A 17,423-nucleotide genomic window follows, 5' to 3' on the forward strand; every position below is an offset into this window, starting at 1 on the left:
GGGCATCACCGACGTGGTGCGCGGAGCTCGGCGCACACTCGCCGGTCTCCAGCCCCACCGCGTCGGCCAGGAGGAGGACGAACGCCGGCTGGTGCAGCTCCACATCGACCTCGTCGTCAACGACGACGGCGTGCGCGGGAACGCCGGGGAGGCCACGGACCTCCGCGGGCCGACACAGGACGCGTACGACGCCTATCTCGATGCCGTGCGCCGTCGCCGCGCCTGGTTCACGCTGGCCGGTACAGCGTCCTTCCTCATCGCCTCGGTCGCGGGCTACCTCGTCCTGGGCGAAGTGAGGGACGTCGACGCCTCCGTCTTCCGCGACCCGGCGGCGACCGAGCAGTATCTGCTGACCAGCGGCTTGGTGGGCATCGGTGTGGTCCTGCTCGGAACAGCGGGCGTCCTTCTGGTGCTCGGCAGCACGAAGGCGACGTGGTTCGTGGTCGCCGGTGTGTCGTGGACGCTCTTCGCGGCGGTGTCTCCCTTCGTCTGGCTCTCTGTCGATCCGGCGTTCGCGCTCGCAGCCGTCGCCTCGATCGTCGTCTTCGCCGGTGTGGGCGCCCTGCTGATGAGCGTGTCGGCCGTGGTCGTCCAGTCCCTCTTCCGCATGGGGCTCCGTCACGCGGTCATCACGTCGCTGGGCGACTGTCTGGCGCTGGCCCTGTACGGCTCGGTGCTGCGGGCTCACATGCCGTACGACCAGGTCGGTGAGGGGCCTGGTGTCTACACAGTCACGCGGGTCGCCACACCGCTCAGCCCGTACGTGCGCACCTCGTTGGCCGCCGAGCTGGAACGAGCGGCGCACACCGTGGTCAGGGAGTCGCGCGGGACGTCTCCGGGGAATGCGCCGATCGTCGCCGAAGCAGTGCGCGACTACGCCCTTCGGGTCGCGGGTGCTTTCGCCGGCCTTGCCGGCGCCACGGTGATCGGAGGCGCAGGGGTGGACGATCGCGTGCGGGCGTCGCTCATCGCCGGCTACACCGCGGCCTGCCAGGGCCGTTGGGACGAGCTCGCCCGGGCCGAGCCCGTGGCGTGGCGGGACTCTCGGACCCGAGCGTTGGTGACCCGTGGTGTCACCGTCGCCGCCCTCGTCGTCGCGGCTCTCGTGGTCACCCCTCGCGTCCTCACCGGGAGCACGTCCGACGACGTGCGCAACATCCTGCTGGGCGCCTCACTCCTTGCTCTCACCGATCCGCGGGGCGCACTGCTGTCGGTGCGCGACAGCTTCCGCACCGGGCTGGCCGACCGTTGATCGCCGTGGGGCGCGACGTCAGGGCGCAGACGCGCACGAGCAGTGCTACGTGCACCCCGGGCGACGGTCGAGCTCGGCGCCGTCCACGTCGCGGAGCAGGCGACCCACCGGGTCGCTGCGCCGGTCCTAGGCCGGCAGCTCCACCACCCGTGACCCCGCCGGCCGGACCTCGGCGCCGCCCCCGGTGAGGCCCGCGACGGCGGAGGTCAGGGCGCCGTCGTCATTGGTCGCCAGGGTGAGGGTGACCTGCTCGGCGTAGGTGACGTCGTCGACGGTGAAGCCGAGAGCGCGCAGCTCCGACTCCACCCGGCCGGCCTCGGCGTGGGAGAGGGTCACCGCGTGGAGCCTGCTCTCGCGCAGGACGACCACCGGCGCCTCCTCCAGCGCCGACCGCACGGCGTCGGAGTAGGCGCGCACGAGGCCACCGGTGCCCAGCTTGACGCCGCCGAAGTAGCGGATGACGACGGCGGAGATGTCGACCAGCCCGCTGCCGCGGAGCACCTCGAGCATCGGCATCCCCGCCGTGCCGGCCGGCTCGCCGTCGTCGGAGGACCGCTCCACGAGGTTCGCCCCGGGCACCCGGACGACGAAGGCGGAGCAGTGGTGCCGGGCGTCGGGGTAGGTGTGGCGGGCCTCCTCGACGAGCTCGCGGGCCGCCTCCTCGTCGTCGGCGCGGCGCAGCCAGGTGATGAAGCGGGAGCGGCGGATCTCCAGCTCGGTCGTCGTGGTCACGCCGCGGGCGAGGGTGCGAAGGTCCATGGTGGGACCATTGTGGGCCCACACCGGGCAGGAGCGGGCAATCTCACACTCCGTGCACCGCCGCCACCATTGGTCAAACCGGCCTCCGGCGTGGCAAGGTATACGACGGCAATCGTCCCGACCACGAAAGGAGCGGCAGGGCATGGCAGTTCCGAAGCGCAAGATGTCCCGCAGCAACACCCGCTCTCGCCGGTCCCAGTGGAAGGCTGAGCCCACCGTGCTCCAGACCGTCCGCGTCCAGGGCCGAGAGATCCAGGTGCCCCGGCGCCTGGCGAAGGCCTACCAGAAGGGCCTGGAGTACGCGGACTGACGCAGACTTCAGCAGCGGCCGTCACCCCACGGGGTGGCGGCCGTTTCGCGTTGCGCAGCATGCCGGCCCACGACACGACCTCGCGCGGCACGTCGCTGCGCGACGGCGTCGGTCTGCCCGTGGGGTCGACGTCGCCGCCACGTGTCCCGGCCAGGACCCGGTGGGGGAGTGGCCGTACGTCGGCGGGAGCGGAACGGGTGACCGGACGGGCAGTCCCGCCACTTGCCCGGGTAGGGCCGTGGCCTCCTCGCCGCGGCTGCCGACTGGAGCGGGTGAAGGGAATCGAACCCTCACCATCTGCTTGGAAGGCAGAGGCTCTACCATTGAGCTACACCCGCACGCGCCGGGAAGGCCCGGCGTGCAGCAGTGATTGTAACCCGTCGACGCCGGGTCGCCTACAATCGAAGCGCGGCCTGCCGGCCGACGGGATGTAGCGCAGCTTGGTAGCGCGTCCGCTTTGGGAGCGGAAGGTCGCAGGTTCAAATCCTGTCATCCCGACTCGTGACTGCCTCGGCCGCCGGCGACCGGTGCCGCGCCGGGCCCCACGGGCCGGGACGCGCTGCCGTGACGCCCGCCGGCAGCAGCCCACCGCGCGCCCCGCGCGATCACGACGAACTACGCCGGACGGCCGGCACCACCGGCGCCGCCGGTCCGGCCGGCGCGGACCTGACGTCCCGACCCTCGTCGGGCACACCTTTCGATTGGAGAGACGAGAGATGAGTTCCTACCGTCCCGCACTGGAAGCGATCCTCAAGCAGATCGAACACCTCGACGCGGCGGATGTCGCCGCCCTCACCAGCCCCGCCGTGGTGGACCAGGAGAACGCCGCACAGGGGAGGCGAGCGCTGGCCCTCGGCGGCCACGGCGAGGACATGGCTGCGATCGACAAGGCCGTACGCGACGCCCGGCCCGACCTCTCCCGCCCCGCCCGGGTCGCCCTGCGGTGGGCGGTCCTGGCCGAGACCTACCGCGACACGCTCACCGACGAGCAGTACCGCGCCCTCATGGTGACCCCGGCCTCCGTCGAGGCCTGAGCGCCACTGCCCGGACGCCGGGAGGCGACGCCGCCTCCCGGCGCGGCCGCGAGGTGGAGATCACCCGCCGGCCCGAAGCCCCGCGTCGCGGTGGGTGGGGCCGGTGCACTACGATGGAATGCGCCTGTGCGCACGGCCGCCTGCCTCGGTTCACGCACGCACGGCACGCGTCTTCCCCCGTGCGGGGGCGTCCTACGGAACCGAAGAGTGGAGAGCATTGCAGTGAAGAGCGCCGTCGAGAATCTTGAGCCCACCCGGGCGAAGCTCACCGTCGAGGTGCCCTACGAGGAGCTCAAGCCGACCATCGACCACGCCTACTCCCACATCAGCGAGCAGATCAACGTCCCCGGGTTCCGTAAGGGCAAGGTCCCGCCGCGCATCATCGACCAGCGGGTCGGGCGCGCCGCGGTCATCGAGCACGCCGTCAACGACGCGTTGCCCGGCCTGTACCGCGACGCCGTCGCCGAGACCGGCATCAAGCCGCTCGGCCAGCCCGAGGTCGATGTCACCGAGGTCCCGAACGTCACCGGCGCCCTCGGCGGCCAGCTCGTCTTCACCGCGGAGGTCGACATCCGTCCGGAGATCGAGCTCCCCGACCTGAGCACCTACGAGATCACCGTCGACTCCGTCGAGGTGACCGACGAGGACGTCGAGCAGCGGCTCGAGGCCCTCCGCGAGCGCTTCGGCACGCTCGTCGGCGTGGACCGCCCCGCCGCCGACGACGACTTCGTCTCCATCGACCTCAAGGCCACCGTGGACGGCGAGGAGGTCGACTCGGTCACCGGCACCTCCTACCAGGTGGGCGCCGGCACCATGCTCGAGGGCCTCGACGAGGCGATCCGCGGCCTGAGCGCCGGTGAGACCGCCACCTTCACCTCCACCCTCGTCGGCGGCGAGCACGCCGGCAAGGAGGCCGAGGTGACCGTCACGGTGAACAGCGTCAAGGAGCGCGAGCTGCCGGCGGCCGACGACGAGTTCGCCGAGCTGGCCTCGGAGTTCGACACCATCGACGAGCTGCGCGCCGACCTGCGCGAGCAGGTGGCGAAGGACAAGCAGGCCAACCGCGCCGTCGCGGCCCGCGACCAGCTCCTCGAGCGGCTGCGCACCGACGTCGAGTTCCCGCTGCCGAAGAACGCCGTGGACGCCGAGATCAAGGCGCACCTGGAGGCCGAGGGCAAGCCGGAGGACGACCCGCACGGCGAGGAGGTCCGCGAGGACACCGAGAAGGCCATGCGCGACCAGTTCATCCTCGACACGCTCGCCGAGCAGTTCGAGGTGCAGGTCGGGCAGAACGAGCTCCTCGAGTTCCTCCTGTCCACCTCGCGCCAGTACGGCATGGACCCCAACCAGTTCATCCAGTCCGCGGGTGAGGCCGGCCAGATCCCGGTCTTCGCCGGGGAGCTGGCCCGCAACAAGGCGCTCGCCGTGGCGCTGCGCCGGGTGAAGGTCGTCGACTCGGCCGGTGAGCCGGTCGACCTCAGCGAGTACATCGGCTCCGACGAGGAGGACGCCGCCGCGGCGGCCGCCGCCCAGGGCGGTGCGAGCGAGGACGCGGACGCCGGGCAGAGTGCGCAGAGCGCCGACTCGGGCGAGAGCGCCGACAGCGCGGACTCCGGTCAGAGCGCGGAGTCGGCGCCCAGCGCCGAGTGACTCCACGCGGGGGCGGTGCCGATGGGCACCGCCCCCGCGGCGTCGGTGCGCCGACAGCGAAAACCCGCAGCGGGCGGACGGATCCGGCCGGAAGCAGCGTTAGTGTCCTAAGAACATCGCCGCGCGGCGGTCCCTCCCCGGGGCCGTCCGGCGGAGCCCCGACGACGACCATTGGGAGCGTGCACGTGAGCCTGCAGCCACGAGGTGCCCAGGAGGGCAACAGCCTGGGCCTCAACGACTCGATCTACCAGCGCCTGCTCAAGGAGCGCATCATCTGGCTCGGCTCGGAGGTGCGCGACGACAACGCCAACGCCATCTGCGCCCAGATGCTCCTCCTCGCCGCCGAGGACCCCGAGCGGGACATCTACCTCTACATCAACTCCCCGGGTGGTTCGGTGACCGCCGGCATGGCGATCTACGACACCATGCAGTACATCCAGCCCGACGTCGCCACCGTCGCCGTGGGTATGGCCGCCTCGATGGGGCAGTTCCTGCTCTCCTCGGGCACCAAGGGCAAGCGGTACGCCACGCCCCACGCCCGCGTCATGATGCACCAGCCCTCCGGCGGCATCGGCGGCACCGCCACCGACATCCGGATCAACGCCGAGCTCATCCTCCACATGAAGCGCGTGCTCGCCGAGATCACCGCGGAGCAGACCGGCAAGACCGTCGACCAGATCAACCGCGACGCCGACCGCGACCGCTGGTTCACCGCCCCCGAGGCGCTCGAGTACGGCTTCATCGACCACGTCGTCGAGTCCGCGGCCTCGGTCTCCGGCGGCGGCGGAACGACCGGCAAGTAGCGGCCCCGACGACCCCAGGAGCACCAGTGAGCACCGAATCCCAGTTCATCGCCCGCGCCGGTAGCCTCGCCGGCTCTGCCTTCGCCGGCGGGTACGCCCCCGCGGCGCCCGCGGCCCGCTACGTCCTGCCCCAGTACGAGGAGCGCACCGCCTACGGGTACAAGCGCCAGGACCCCTACACCAAGCTCTTCGAGGACCGCATCATCTTCCTCGGCGTCCAGATCGACGACGCGTCCGCCGACGACGTCATGGCTCAGCTGCTCGTGCTCGAGAGCTCGGACCCGGACAACCCGATCACCCTCTACATCAACTCCCCCGGTGGTTCCTTCACCGCGCTGACGGCGATCTACGACACGATGCGGTACATCAAGCCGCAGGTCCAGACCGTGTGCCTGGGCCAGGCCGCCTCCGCCGCCGCGGTGCTGCTGGCCGCCGGCTCGCCCGGCAAGCGCCTCGCGCTGCCCAACGCCCGGGTGATGATCCACCAGCCGGCCCTCCAGGGCGGCGGCTACGGCCAGGCCTCGGACATCGAGATCCACGCCCGCGAGGTGCTGCGCATGCGCGAGTGGCTCGAGGAGACGATCTCCTTCCACTCCGGCAAGCCGGTGGAGCAGGTCCGCAACGACATCGAGCGCGACAAGATCCTCACCGCGACCGAGGCCCTCGAGTACGGCCTCGTCGACCAGGTGCTGGAGTACCGCAAGTCCGAGGAGCCGGCAGCCCGGTCCTGACGCACCCGCCGGCCGGGGTCCACCCGGCCGGCGGACGTGCCGCACGACACACCGGTGCGGAAGCAAGAAGACACGCGGGCCAATCATGGTGTCCAATGGGGGTAGTCCCCGGGTGAAGAGGAGTGAGCATGGCACGGAGTGCTGAGGGTGCTGACCTGCTCAAGTGCTCCTTCTGCGGCAAGAGCCAGAAGCAGGTCAAGAAGCTCATCGCCGGCCCGGGCGTCTACATCTGCGACGAGTGCATCGACCTCTGCAACGAGATCATCGACGAGGAGTTCGCCGAGGCCAGCGAGATCGGCCTGGTCGACCTGCCCAAGCCGCGGGCCATCTACGACTTCCTCGAGCAGTACGTCGTCGGGCAGGAGACCGCCAAACGGACCCTCGCCGTCGCCGTCTACAACCACTACAAGCGGGTCCAGGCCGCGGAGAAGGCGTCCTCGTCCGACGACGCCGTCGAGATGGCCAAGTCCAACATCCTGCTCATCGGGCCCACCGGGACCGGCAAGACCTACCTCGCCCAGACGCTGGCGAAGATGCTCAACGTGCCCTTCGCCATCGCCGACGCCACGGCGCTGACCGAGGCAGGCTACGTCGGTGAGGACGTCGAGAACATCCTGCTCAAGCTCATCCAGGCCGCCGACTTCGACGTCAAGAAGGCCGAGAAGGGCATCATCTACATCGACGAGATCGACAAGATCGCCCGCAAGAGCGAGAACCCGTCGATCACCCGCGACGTCTCCGGCGAGGGCGTCCAGCAGGCGCTGCTGAAAATCATCGAGGGCACCACCGCCTCCGTCCCGCCGCAGGGCGGGCGCAAGCACCCGCACCAGGAGTTCCTCCAGATCGACACGACGAACGTGCTGTTCATCGTCGCCGGCGCCTTCGCCGGCCTGGAGGACATCATCACCTCCCGCACCGGCCGCGCCGGGATCGGTTTCGGCGCCACGCTGCGGTCCGCCGACGACGAGGGCGACGCCTTCGCCGAGGTCCGGCCCGCCGACCTGCACAAGTTCGGGCTCATCCCCGAGTTCGTCGGCCGGCTGCCCATCGTGGCCACCGTCCAGCCGCTGGACCGGGAGGCCCTCATCAAGATCCTCACCGAGCCGCGCAACGCGCTCGTGCGGCAGTACCAGCGCATGTTCGAGATCGACGGCGTGGAGCTGGAGTTCACCGACGACGCGCTGGAGGCGATCGCCGACCTCGCACTGCTGCGGGGCACCGGGGCACGCGGGCTGCGCGCCATCATGGAGGAGATCCTCCGCGAGACGATGTTCGAGGTGCCCAGCCGGGACGACGTGGAGAAGGTCGTCATCACGGCCGAGGTCGTCCAGCAGAACGTCAACCCCACCCTTGTGCCGCGGGAGAAGAAGCGCCGCACGCCCCGGGAGAAGAGCGCCTGAGGTCACGGTGGCGTCCGGACCGGACGTGCACCAGAGTAGGCAGCACTGCACGCGAGACGAGTGAGGTGCTGTCACATGCAGATCGATTGGCTCACGAGCCTGGTCCCACCCGGTGACGACGTCGTCACGGTCACCTTCGACGCCACCCGCGACACGGAGCACGGCTACCAGGCCGTGATGACCCGGTGGCGCGACCTGCGCCGCACCCTCGAGGGTCGTGGCATCAGCGCCCGGACGCTCGACCACGTCGAGGAGCAGGTGCGCATCCCCACCCACGTCGCCGGCAAGCACGGACGTGCGATCGTCGCCGGCCCGGACGGGGTGACCATCGACCGGGTGCTGCCCGAGCCCCCACCGGACGACACCGGGGTGGTGGGGATGGACGTGAGCTCCCTCGCCCGGGTCGCCGACGGCACAGTGACCTACCTGCTGGCCGAGATCGACCGCACGGGGGCCGACCTCACGCTGCAGCGCCGTTCCGCCCTCGAGTACGAGGCGGGGGACCGGCAGAGTGTCGACGGCGACCAGGACGTCATCAACAAGGTGCGGCGCGCCGGCATGGCGCAGCGCCGGCTGCAGGCCCGGGCCGAGGACTCCTGGGAGCGCAACGCGGAGACCGTGGCCCACGAGCTCGACCGCATCGTCACCGAGCGGCGCCCCGAGCTTCTCCTGCTCACCGGAGACATCCGTGCCGTCGCGCTCGTGCGGGAGCGGCTCGGGGCCGAGGCAGCCGCCCTCGTCGACGTGCTCGACGGCGGGTCTCGGTCCGCCGGGGTCAACGAGCAGGCCTTCGAGCGCAAGCTGCACGAGGCGCTCGAGGTGTTCCGCGCCCGCCGCCGGGAGGAGGTGCTCGACCGCTTCCGCCAGGAGGAGGGCCGGGAGGGGACGGCCACCCAGAGCCTGGCCGACGTCGTCACGGCGCTGTCCCGCGGCCAGGTCGCCGAGCTCATCGTCCGCGCCGACGCCACCGGGCGGAACTCGGTGCTGCGCCTGCGCTCGCTGTGGGCGGGGCAGAACCCGCTGCAGATCGCCCCGACCCCCGCCGTGCTGGCGGACCTCGGGGTCGCCGAGCCGCACGAGGTGCGGGCCGACCTGGCGATCGGGCGAGCCGCCGCCGAGCAGGGGGCGGGCGTGACGATCGTCGACGAGGCGAGCATCGACCTCGCCGACGGCGTCGGTGCCATCCTGCGCTGGCGGGACGCCGCCACCCCCAAGGAGCACGTCTACAAGGCCAGCGGCGACACCGCCCGCGCCTGAGCCGACGGTCGCGACACCGGTGGTCCCCGGCCGGGGCGCCGGCGTCGTGGCCTGAGACGGTCCCCGGTCCGCGGCGGGCGCCCCGTAGGATCGCGTCATGAGCCAGACCATTCCGCCCGAGCTCGCCGCGGCGCGGGGGACGATCGACAACATCGACGCGGCGCTGATCCACCTCCTGGCCGAACGCTTCAAGTGCACCCAGCGGGTGGGCCACATCAAGGCCGACCTGGGCCTGCCGCCGTCGGACCCGCAGCGCGAGGCGCAGCAGATCCGACGGCTGCGGAGCCTGGCCGAGGAGGCGGGCCTCGACCCGGTGTTCGCCGAGAAGTTCCTCAACTTCATCGTCGAGGAGGTCATCCGCCACCACGTGGCGACCGCCGAGTCGCGCCAGCAGTAGCGCGGGGCCCGTGGCCCGGCCGTCCGCCCGCGGCCGGGCCTGTCAGGTGCCGTAGATCTCGTCGATCTCGGCGGCGAAGTCGCGCAGGACGAGGGCCCGCTTCACCTTCTGGCTCGGGGTGAGGTAGCCGTTCTCCATCGTGAAGTCGATGGTCAGGACCTTGATCTTGCGGATCGACTCGGCCCGGGAGACGGCCTCGTTCGCGCGCGTGACGGCACGGTCGAGGGCAGCGAGCACCCGCTCGTCGGTGGCCGCCTGCTCCACCGTCATCGCCGGCAGGTTGTGGTTCGCCAGCCAGATGGGCAGCATCTCCTCGTCGAGCGTGACCAGCGCCCCGATGAAGGGGCGCCCGTCGCCGACGACGACCACCTGGGAGACCAGCGGGTGGCCGCGCAACCGGTCCTCGAGCACCGCGGGGGCGACGTTCTTGCCGCCGGCCGTCACGATGAGCTCCTTCTTCCGGCCGGTGATCCGCAGGTAGCCGTCCGCGTCCAGCCGGCCGATGTCGCCGGTGATGAACCAGCCGTCCTCGGTGAAGGCCTCCGCGGTCGCCTCCGGGTTGTTGTGGTAACCGCGGAAGACGTGGTCACCCTTGACGAGCACCTGGCCGTCCTCGGCGATGGCGATCGAGGTCCCGGGGTAGGGCGGCCCCACGGTCCCGATCTTGACGAGGCCGGGCCGGTTCACGGTGGTCGGGGCACCGACCTCGGTGAGCCCGTAGCCCTCGAGCACGTTGACCCCGATCCCGCGGTAGAAGTGGCCGAGCCGCTCACCGAGCGGGCCGCCGCCGGAGATGGCCCAGTCGAGGCTGCCGCCCATCGCCGTCTTGATCTTCTGGTAGACGAGCCGGTCGGCCAGCGCCCGCTGCGCCTTGAGCGCCGCCGAGGGTCCCTCCGGTGTGTCCAGCGCCCGGGAGTAGGTGATCGCCACCTTCGCCGCCCAGCGGAAAACCCGCTGCCGGGCCCCGGAGCCCGCCTTGGCGTCGGCGGAGTTGTACACCTTCTCGAACACCCGCGGGACGGCGAGGAGGAAGGTCGGCTTGAACGCGTCGAGGTCGGCGACGAGGTTCTTGGCGTCCGGGACGTGGCCCATCGTCGCCCCGGAGTAGACGCACAGGATCTCCACGAACCGGGCGAAGACGTGCGCCAGCGGCATGAAGAGCAGCGTGCGCCGGCCCTCACCGCGCACCACCTGGGAGAAGTTCGGGTCGTCGCTGCCGTGGACGACGAGGTGAAGGAAGTTGCGGTGGGTGAGCTCCACGCCCTTGGGCCGGCCGGTGGTCCCGGAGGTGTAGATGATCGTCGCCAGCGAGTCCAGCGACGCGGCCCGTGACCGCTCCGCCACCGCCTCGTCCGCGACGTCGGTGCCGTACCCGGTCACCGTCCCTACCGCGTCCTCGTCCAGGACGAAGACGTGCTCCAGGTGGTGGTAGCGATCGACGAGCGGTCGGACCAGCGCGGCCATCGCCCGGGTCTCGGTGAAGACGACGCGGACCGCGGAGTCGGAGACGATCCACTCCACCTGCTCGGCGGAGGAGGTCTCGTAGATCGGGACGGGGACGGCGCCGACGGACCACGCGGCGAAGTCGAGCAGCGTCCACTCGTAGCTCGTGCGGGCCATGATCGCCACCCGGTCGCCGGGCTCGACGCCCAGGCCGATGAGGCCCTTGGCCAGGGCGCCCACCTCCTCGGCGAAGGTCTGCACCGTCACGGGTACGAACTGGGTGCCCAGCGACGCCTTGCGCTCGAAGATCACCCCGGCGGGGTCGCGGGCCAGGCGGTCGCTGAGGATCCAGGGCAGGGACATGTACGACTCGAGGCGTCCCACGCCCGGGGTGCTGGCCTGCGGCCGGCTCGTCTTCATCGTTCCTCCTCCTCGGTGGGACGTCTGCTCAGCGCTTGGCGGGCGGCTCGTCGAGCTGGTGCGCCCCGACGACAGCCTCCTCCAGCTCCGTGCGGCCGACGACCTCGAGGTCGCCCCGCACCCGGCCCGCGGCGCGCAGGTCGCCCAGCGCCTGCTGCACCCGGGCGACGTCCTCGGCGGGCAGCTCCAGGCGCACCTGGGCGTAGCTCGTCCGCTGGCTCACCTTCGCCTCGGACTTGACCTTGCGCAGCGCGGCGAGCGCGCCGCCCGTGGCGTGGAGCAGTGCCGGGTCGGCGTCGGGCACGGCCTGGCGCAGGGGCGCGGAGGACGGCCACGGCGCGGTGTGCACCGAGCCGGAGCGCCACCAGCTCCACACCTCCTCGGTCGCGAAGGGGAGGAAGGGGGCGAGCAGGCGCAGGACGACGTCGATGGTGAGCGCGAGGGTGGTGCGCGCCGAGGTCACCTCCGTCGGGGTGTAGCCGCCGTCGGTGGTGCCGTAGGCGCGGTCCTTGACCAGCTCGAGGTAGTCGTCGCAGAACGTCCAGAAGAACGTCTCGGTCAGCTCCAGCGCCCGGGTGTGGTCGTAGCGCTCGAAGGACGTCGTCGCCCCCTCGACGACGTCGGCCAGGGCGGCGAGCAGCGCCCGGTCCAGCGGCTCGGTGACGGCCCCGGGGTCGAGCCGGGCAGGCGTGTCGCCGCCCATCGTCAGCGCGAACTTCGAGGCGTTGAGGACCTTGATCGCCAGGCGCCGGCCGATCTTCATCTGGCCCTCGTCGAAGGCGGCGTCGGTGCCCAGGCGTGCGGAGGCGGCCCAGTAGCGGACCGCGTCGGCCCCGTGCCGCTCGAGCAGCCCCATCGGGGTGACGACGTTGCCCTTGGACTTCGACATCTTCTTGCGGTCCGGGTCGAGGATCCACCCGGAGATGGCGGCGTCCCGCCAGGGCAGGCCGTCGAACTCCAGGTGGGCCCGCAGCACCGTGGAGAAGAGCCAGGTGCGGATGATGTCCTGGCCCTGCGGGCGCAGGTCCATCGGGTAGACACGGGAGAAGAGGTCCTCGTCGCGCAGCCAGCCCCCGGCGATCTGCGGGGTGAGCGACGACGTCGCCCACGTGTCCATGATGTCGACCTCGCCGACGAAGCCGCCCGGCTTGCCGCGCTGGTCCTCCGTGTAGCCCGGGGGCACGTCGGTGCTCGGGTCGACCGGCAGGGCCTCCTCGGCCGGGGTGAGCACCCGGTCGTAGTCGGGCTCGCCGTTCTCGTCCACGGCGTACCACACCGGGATCGGGACGCCGAAGAAGCGCTGGCGGGAGATGAGCCAGTCCCCGTTGAGGCCCTCGACCCAGTTGTTGTAGCGCACCCGCATGAACTCGGGGTGGAAGCCGAGCTCGCGGCCCCGCTCGAGCAGCGCCTCGCGCAGGTCGCGCCCGCGGGAGTCGGTGGCCGGGCGGCCGCCGTTGCGGATGTACCACTGCCGGGAGGTGACGATCTCGAGCGGCTTGTCGCCCTTCTCGAAGAAGTTCACCTTGCGCAGGGTCGGCTCCGGCTCGCCGTCCAGGTCGCCGCTGGCGCGCAGCGCCTCGACGATCTCCTTGCGGGCGGTGAAGGTCGTACGTCCGGCGAGGGACTCGGTCCACAGCGTGACCGCGGCCGGGGCGGTGATCCAGGACGGCGTCTCGGCGAGCAGCCGCCCGTCGTGGCGGACGACCGACCGGGTGGGCAGGTCGAGCTCGCGCCACCACTGGACGTCGGTGAGGTCGCCGAAGGTGCAGCACATCGCGATGCCGGCACCCTTGTCCATCTCGGCCGCCGGGTGGGAGAGCACCGGGACCTCGACGCCGAAGATCGGCGAGCGCACCGTGGTGCCGAAGAGCGGCTGGTAGCGCTCGTCGTCGGGGTGGGCGATGAGCGCGACGACGGCGGGCAGCAGCTCCGGCCGCGTCGTCTCGATGTAGACCTTGCCGTCGCGGACCTGCTCCACGCCCTCGCCGACGGCAGGGTCGGTGAGGTGGAACGCCACCCGGTGGTAGTGGCCCGGGTGGTCACGTGCCTCGAGCTCGGCCTGGGCGACGGCGGTCTGGAAGGTGACGTCCCACAGCCCCGGGGCCTGGGCCTGGTAGGCCTCGCCGCGGGCGAGGTTGCGTAGGAACGCGGCCTGCGCGACGAGCTGGGACTCCCGCCCGATGGTCTGGTAGTGGTGCGCCCAGTCGACGCTGAGGCCGAGGTGGCGCCACAGCGCCTCGAACTGCTTCTCGTCCTCCTGGGTGAGCCGCTCGCACAGCTCGACGAAGTTGCGCCGCGAGATCGGCCGCTGGTCGGCGGCCTTGACGCTCTTGCCGTCACCGCCGTCGTGCGGCGGCACGAAGTCGGGGTCGTAGGGCAGCGAGGGGTCGACGCGCACACCGTAGTAGTTCTGCACCCGACGCTCGGTGGGCAGGCCGTTGTCGTCCCAGCCCATCGGGTAGAAGACCTCGCACCCGGTCATGCGCTTGTAGCGCGCGACGACGTCGGTGTGGGTGTAGGAGAAGACGTGCCCCACGTGCAGCGACCCGGAGACCGTCGGCGGCGGGGTGTCGATGGAGAAGACCCGGTCGCGTGGCGCGGTGCGGTCGAAGCGGTAGGTGCCCTGCTCGCTCCATACCGCGTCCCACTTGTCCTCCAGGCCGTCGAGGCTCACCCGGTCCGGGACGGACGGGGTGGGCAGCGGGTCAGCGGCGGTGGGCTCGTGCGCGTCGGTCATGGGAGCCGATTCTTTCACGCCCCGGCGGTGGACGACCCACCCGGTCCACGAGCGGGCCACCGCGGGTGTGGACCGGCTCCCGGACAGCGTCCGAGCGGATGCGCGTCACCTGACACACTGACGGCATGGCACTGACGATCGGCTACGCCGCCGCGCTGGAGCAGTTCCATCCCACCGAGGTGCTCGAGATCGCGACCCTGGCCGAGGCGCACGGCTTCTCCGGCGTCATGGCTGCCGACCACTTCCAGCCGTGGACCCCCACGCAGGGACAGGCCTCCTTCGTGTGGAACGTCCTCGCCGCCCTCGGTGAGCGCACCCGCGGGGACATCGGGCCGGGCGTCACCGCGCCGACGTTCCGGTACCACCCCGCCGTCGTCGCCCAGGCCTCGGCCACCCTCGCGGCGATGTACCCCGGCAGGCACTGGCTCGGCCTCGGCTCCGGGGAGGCGCTCAACGAGCACGTCGTGGGTGCCTACTGGCCCGAGGCTCCGGAGCGGATCAACCGGATGTTCGAGGCGCTCGACATCATCCGCAAGCTCTTCACCGCGTCGCTCGCGGGCCGGGACGCCAAGCACACCGGGACCTACTACCGGCTCGAGTCCACCCGGCTGTGGACCATGCCGGAGCAGCCCCCGCCGATCTTCGTCGCCACCGGCGGCCCGGTGACCGCCCGCCGCGCGGGCAAGCACGCCGACGGGCTCATCACCGTCGGCGCCCCGGTGGAGAAGGTCGCCGGCCTGCTCGACAAGTTCGCCGCCGGGGCACGCGAGGCGGGCAAGGACGCAGCGTCGCTGCCGAAGATCATCCAGCTCCACCTCTCCTGGGCGCCCACCGACGAGGAGGCGGTGGCCAACGCCGTCGAGCAGTGGCCCAACGGGGCGATGCGCTTCCCCAAGGCGGACATCCGCTCCCCGTTCGACTTCGCGGCCATGGCCCGGCTCGTGCGGCCGGAGGACTTCGCCGGGCGCATGGTCATCTCGGCCGACCCCGACGTCCACCGGGCCGCCATCCAGCGGTACGCCGACCTCGGCTTCGACCGGATCTACCTCCACAACGTCGGACGCAACCAGCGCGATTGGGTCGAGGTCTTCGGCCGCGACGTGCTGCCCAAGGTGGTGCGCTGATGCTCATCGCACAGGCTGTCGAAGGACTGCCCCCGATCACCGGCGGGGACGACCTCGCCGCGCTCATGGCGCCGGCCCTGCGAGCGCTGCGGTGGCCCGACGGCTCCGTCGGGATGGCGGAGGGCGACGTCGTCGTCGTCGCGAGCAAGGTGGTGGCCAAGGCCGAGCGCCGGCTCGTCGCCGCCCGCACCCGCGAGGAGCTGGAGGAGGTCATCGCCTCGCAGACGGTGCGCGTGGTCGCCGAGCGGCGCCGCCCCGACGGCTCCACGCTGCGGGTGGTGCAGAACCCGCAAGGGCTCGTGCTCGCCGCGGCCGGCGTGGACACCTCCGACGTCCCGCTCGGCACGGCGCTGCTCCTGCCCGAGGACCCCGACGCGTCGGCGCGGACCCTGCGCCGCGGCCTGGACGCGCGGCTCGGGGTGCGGCCCGGAGTCGTCATCACCGACACCGTCGGTCGGCCGTGGCGTCAGGGCGTGGCGGACATCGCGATCGGTGCGGCCGGTGTCGTGGCGCTGCAGGACCACCGCGGACGCCGGGACGGTTACGGACGTGAGCTGCGGGTCACCGTCATCGCCGCGGCCGACGAGATCGCCGCTGCGGCGGAGCTCGTCAAGGGCAAGGCGGACGGCCGGCCGGTGGCGGTGGTGCGTGGGCTGGGCCACCTCGTCACCCGTGAGGACGGCGCGGGCGCCCGCGTCGTCGCCCGGCCGGCGGAGGAGGACCTCTTCCGCGAGGGGGCGGCGGAGGCCTACGCCCGCGGGTACGCCGACGGGCGCGCCGCGTCCCCGTCCGGTCAGGCCCGCTCGTAGAGCAGCAGGTCCTGCCCGTCGACGACGACCCGCCGCGCCCGCACCCCGTAGACCCGGGAGACGCGCTCCTCGGTGAGCACCTCCTGCGGCGGGCCGGCGGCGACCACCTCGCCCCGGTCCAGGACGACGACGTGCGCGCAGTAGCGCAGCGCGTGGTTGAGGTCGTGGAGGGCCGCCAGCACGGTGACCCCGGCGCCGGCGAGCTCGTCGGCGAGGTGGAGCACGTGGAGCTGGGCGGCGACGTCGAGGTGGTTCGTCGGCTCGTCGAGCAGGAGCAGCCGCGGGGCCTGCGCCAGCGCCCGGGCCAGGTGCACCCGCTGGCGCTCGCCGCCGGAGAGGGTGGCGACGTCGCGGTCGGCGAGGTCGGCGGCGCCCGCCCGCGCCAGCGCCTCGTGCGCGACGGCGAGGTCGTGGGCCGAGTCCGCCCCCCACGTCGGCCGGTGCGGGGTGCGGCCGAGCAGGACGACGTCGAGGGCGTCCAACGCCGGCGGCGCCGCGGAGTCCTGCTCCACGAGCGCCAGCTCCCGGGCCCGGGCGCGCCGGGAGAGGGCGGCGAGCTCACGGCCGTCGAGCAGCACCGCACCGCCGTCCGGCTCGAGCGCCCCGACGAGCAGACGCAGCAGCGTCGACTTGCCCGAGCCGTTGGGCCCGACGACGGCGCTCACCCGGCCCGGCGGGAGCTGGGCCGCCACCGAGCGCAGCACCGGCCGTTCCCCGATGCTCAGCCGCACCTGCGCGACGGTGAGCTCGGCCGCGGGTGTCGTCGACCGCGCCGGGGGCCGGGTCGTCGTCCGCCCGCTCACAGCCGGCTCCGGCGCAGGAGGACCGCGAAGACAGGAGCCCCGACCGCCGCGGTGACGATGCCCACCGGCAGCTCGCGCGGGTCGAAGAGGGTGCGGGCCGCGGTGTCGGCGAGGAGGAGGAACAGTGCCCCGACGAGTGCGGCCACCGGCAGCAGGCGGTGGTTGCGTGCCCCGAGGACGAGCCGCACGGCGTGCGGTACGACGAGCCCGACGAAGCCGATCGCCCCGCACACCGAGACGAGCACCGCGGTGAGGAGGGTGACGAGCACGAGGAGCACCCACCGCGCCCGACGCACGTCGACGCCCAGGGAGGCCGCGGCGACATCGCCCAGCGCGAACGCGTCGAGCACCCGGGAGCGGGAGGCGAGGACACCACCCAGGAGGACGGTGCCGCCGGCGGCGAGCAGCGCCTCGGGCCACGTGATGCCGCCGAAGGAGCCGAGCAGCCAGGACAGGATCTCCCGGTAGGAGTCCCCGGTGGCCGACCAGAAGAT

Annotated in this window: 16 protein-coding genes and 2 tRNA genes; 12 read left to right on the forward strand and 6 right to left on the reverse strand. The window is 72.1% G+C overall.

Features of this window, described 5'->3' with window-relative positions; all coding sequences use genetic code 11:
- Window positions 1–91 precede the first annotated feature (91 nt).
- A complete protein-coding gene (locus Q0195_RS09500; protein WP_299277556.1) occupies window positions 92–1,252 on the forward strand; it encodes a hypothetical protein in 1,161 nt (386 codons plus the stop codon).
- Between the two features lie 126 nt (window positions 1,253–1,378).
- Here Q0195_RS09500 and Q0195_RS09505 read toward each other — a convergent pair whose 3' ends face one another.
- Window positions 1,379–2,011, reverse strand: a complete 633-nt coding sequence (locus Q0195_RS09505) for a YigZ family protein (protein WP_299277559.1) — start codon at window positions 2,009–2,011, stop codon at window positions 1,379–1,381.
- A gap of 142 nt (window positions 2,012–2,153) precedes the next feature.
- Here Q0195_RS09505 and rpmF point away from each other — a divergent pair, with 142 nt between their 5' ends.
- Complete coding sequence (gene rpmF, locus Q0195_RS09510; RefSeq protein ID WP_299277562.1) at window positions 2,154–2,321, forward strand: 50S ribosomal protein L32; 168 nt, start codon at window positions 2,154–2,156, stop codon at window positions 2,319–2,321.
- Between the two features lie 264 nt (window positions 2,322–2,585).
- On the opposite strand, the gene Q0195_RS09515 is transcribed toward rpmF, so the two are convergent.
- Window positions 2,586–2,659, reverse strand: a tRNA-Gly gene (locus Q0195_RS09515).
- Between the two features lie 86 nt (window positions 2,660–2,745).
- Here Q0195_RS09515 and Q0195_RS09520 point away from each other — a divergent pair.
- The 8 genes from Q0195_RS09520 (at window position 2,746) to Q0195_RS09555 (ending at window position 9,593) form a co-directional block, all read left to right on the forward strand.
- Window positions 2,746–2,819: transfer RNA gene (locus Q0195_RS09520), tRNA-Pro, on the forward strand.
- A 218-nt stretch (window positions 2,820–3,037) separates the two neighbouring features.
- Complete coding sequence (locus Q0195_RS09525; RefSeq protein ID WP_299277565.1) at window positions 3,038–3,355, forward strand: hypothetical protein; 318 nt, start codon at window positions 3,038–3,040, stop codon at window positions 3,353–3,355.
- A 222-nt stretch (window positions 3,356–3,577) separates the two neighbouring features.
- Window positions 3,578–5,005 (forward strand): trigger factor, encoded by a 1,428-nt coding sequence (gene tig, locus Q0195_RS09530; protein ID WP_299277593.1) that lies wholly within the window; start codon window positions 3,578–3,580, stop codon window positions 5,003–5,005.
- Between the two features lie 185 nt (window positions 5,006–5,190).
- Window positions 5,191–5,808: an ATP-dependent Clp protease proteolytic subunit gene (locus Q0195_RS09535; RefSeq protein ID WP_299277568.1), complete on the forward strand. Its 618-nt coding sequence runs from the start codon at window positions 5,191–5,193 to the stop codon at window positions 5,806–5,808.
- A 26-nt stretch (window positions 5,809–5,834) separates the two neighbouring features.
- Window positions 5,835–6,539, forward strand: a complete 705-nt coding sequence (locus Q0195_RS09540; protein ID WP_299277570.1) for an ATP-dependent Clp protease proteolytic subunit — start codon at window positions 5,835–5,837, stop codon at window positions 6,537–6,539.
- A gap of 128 nt (window positions 6,540–6,667) precedes the next feature.
- Window positions 6,668–7,939, forward strand: coding sequence for an ATP-dependent Clp protease ATP-binding subunit ClpX (gene clpX / locus Q0195_RS09545; protein WP_299277573.1), 1,272 nt, complete (start codon window positions 6,668–6,670; stop codon window positions 7,937–7,939).
- 75 nt (window positions 7,940–8,014) lie between these two features.
- On the forward strand, window positions 8,015–9,196 hold the full coding sequence (locus tag Q0195_RS09550; RefSeq protein ID WP_299277576.1) for a Vms1/Ankzf1 family peptidyl-tRNA hydrolase: 1,182 nt from the start codon (window positions 8,015–8,017) through the stop codon (window positions 9,194–9,196).
- Window positions 9,197–9,293: 97 nt separating this feature from the next.
- Window positions 9,294–9,593: a chorismate mutase gene (locus Q0195_RS09555; protein WP_299277578.1), complete on the forward strand. Its 300-nt coding sequence runs from the start codon at window positions 9,294–9,296 to the stop codon at window positions 9,591–9,593.
- 42 nt (window positions 9,594–9,635) lie between these two features.
- Here Q0195_RS09555 and Q0195_RS09560 read toward each other — a convergent pair whose 3' ends face one another.
- Both Q0195_RS09560 and valS read right to left on the reverse strand, forming a co-directional pair.
- Window positions 9,636–11,456, reverse strand: coding sequence for an AMP-dependent synthetase/ligase (locus tag Q0195_RS09560; protein ID WP_299277581.1), 1,821 nt, complete (start codon window positions 11,454–11,456; stop codon window positions 9,636–9,638).
- Window positions 11,457–11,484: 28 nt separating this feature from the next.
- The gene (gene valS / locus Q0195_RS09565; RefSeq protein ID WP_299277584.1) at window positions 11,485–14,193 is read right to left on the reverse strand and encodes a valine--tRNA ligase; all 2,709 of its coding nucleotides are present in this window, start codon (window positions 14,191–14,193) and stop codon (window positions 11,485–11,487) included.
- Between the two features lie 125 nt (window positions 14,194–14,318).
- Here valS and Q0195_RS09570 point away from each other — a divergent pair, with 125 nt between their 5' ends.
- The gene (locus tag Q0195_RS09570) at window positions 14,319–15,317 is read left to right on the forward strand and encodes a TIGR03557 family F420-dependent LLM class oxidoreductase (protein ID WP_299277585.1); all 999 of its coding nucleotides are present in this window, start codon (window positions 14,319–14,321) and stop codon (window positions 15,315–15,317) included.
- A complete protein-coding gene (cofE, locus tag Q0195_RS09575; protein WP_299277586.1) occupies window positions 15,317–16,126 on the forward strand; it encodes a coenzyme F420-0:L-glutamate ligase in 810 nt (269 codons plus the stop codon). The genes Q0195_RS09570 and cofE overlap by 1 nt, the downstream gene beginning before the upstream one ends.
- Here cofE and Q0195_RS09580 read toward each other — a convergent pair.
- Entirely contained in the window at window positions 16,111–16,929 is an 819-nt protein-coding gene (locus tag Q0195_RS09580; protein ID WP_299277589.1) for an ABC transporter ATP-binding protein, read from the reverse strand. The two genes, cofE and Q0195_RS09580, sit on opposite strands and share 16 nt — an antisense overlap.
- Window positions 16,926–17,423 (reverse strand): iron chelate uptake ABC transporter family permease subunit (locus tag Q0195_RS09585; protein WP_299277591.1); only part of this gene is annotated, 498 nt, incomplete at its 5' end. The genes Q0195_RS09585 and Q0195_RS09580, both read right to left, overlap by 4 nt.

This window comes from uncultured Georgenia sp., from assembly GCF_937958535.1.
Lineage (GTDB): Bacteria > Actinomycetota > Actinomycetes > Actinomycetales > Actinomycetaceae > Oceanitalea.

What these genes read in the sequence shown, in the direction of transcription:
- Q0195_RS09505 (WP_299277559.1), bottom strand. Translation starts at nt 2,011, where the DNA reads ATGGACCTTCGCACCCTCGCCCGCGGCGTGACCACGACGACCGAGCTG.
- rpmF (WP_299277562.1), top strand. Translation starts at nt 2,154, where the DNA reads ATGGCAGTTCCGAAGCGCAAGATGTCCCGCAGCAACACCCGCTCTCGC.
- Q0195_RS09525 (WP_299277565.1), top strand. Translation starts at nt 3,038, where the DNA reads ATGAGTTCCTACCGTCCCGCACTGGAAGCGATCCTCAAGCAGATCGAA.
- clpX (WP_299277573.1), top strand. Translation starts at nt 6,668, where the DNA reads ATGGCACGGAGTGCTGAGGGTGCTGACCTGCTCAAGTGCTCCTTCTGC.
- Q0195_RS09550 (WP_299277576.1), top strand. Translation starts at nt 8,015, where the DNA reads ATGCAGATCGATTGGCTCACGAGCCTGGTCCCACCCGGTGACGACGTC.
- Q0195_RS09555 (WP_299277578.1), top strand. Translation starts at nt 9,294, where the DNA reads ATGAGCCAGACCATTCCGCCCGAGCTCGCCGCGGCGCGGGGGACGATC.
- Q0195_RS09560 (WP_299277581.1), bottom strand. Translation starts at nt 11,456, where the DNA reads ATGAAGACGAGCCGGCCGCAGGCCAGCACCCCGGGCGTGGGACGCCTC.
- valS (WP_299277584.1), bottom strand. Translation starts at nt 14,193, where the DNA reads ATGACCGACGCGCACGAGCCCACCGCCGCTGACCCGCTGCCCACCCCG.
- Q0195_RS09570 (WP_299277585.1), top strand. Translation starts at nt 14,319, where the DNA reads ATGGCACTGACGATCGGCTACGCCGCCGCGCTGGAGCAGTTCCATCCC.
- cofE (WP_299277586.1), top strand. Translation starts at nt 15,317, where the DNA reads ATGCTCATCGCACAGGCTGTCGAAGGACTGCCCCCGATCACCGGCGGG.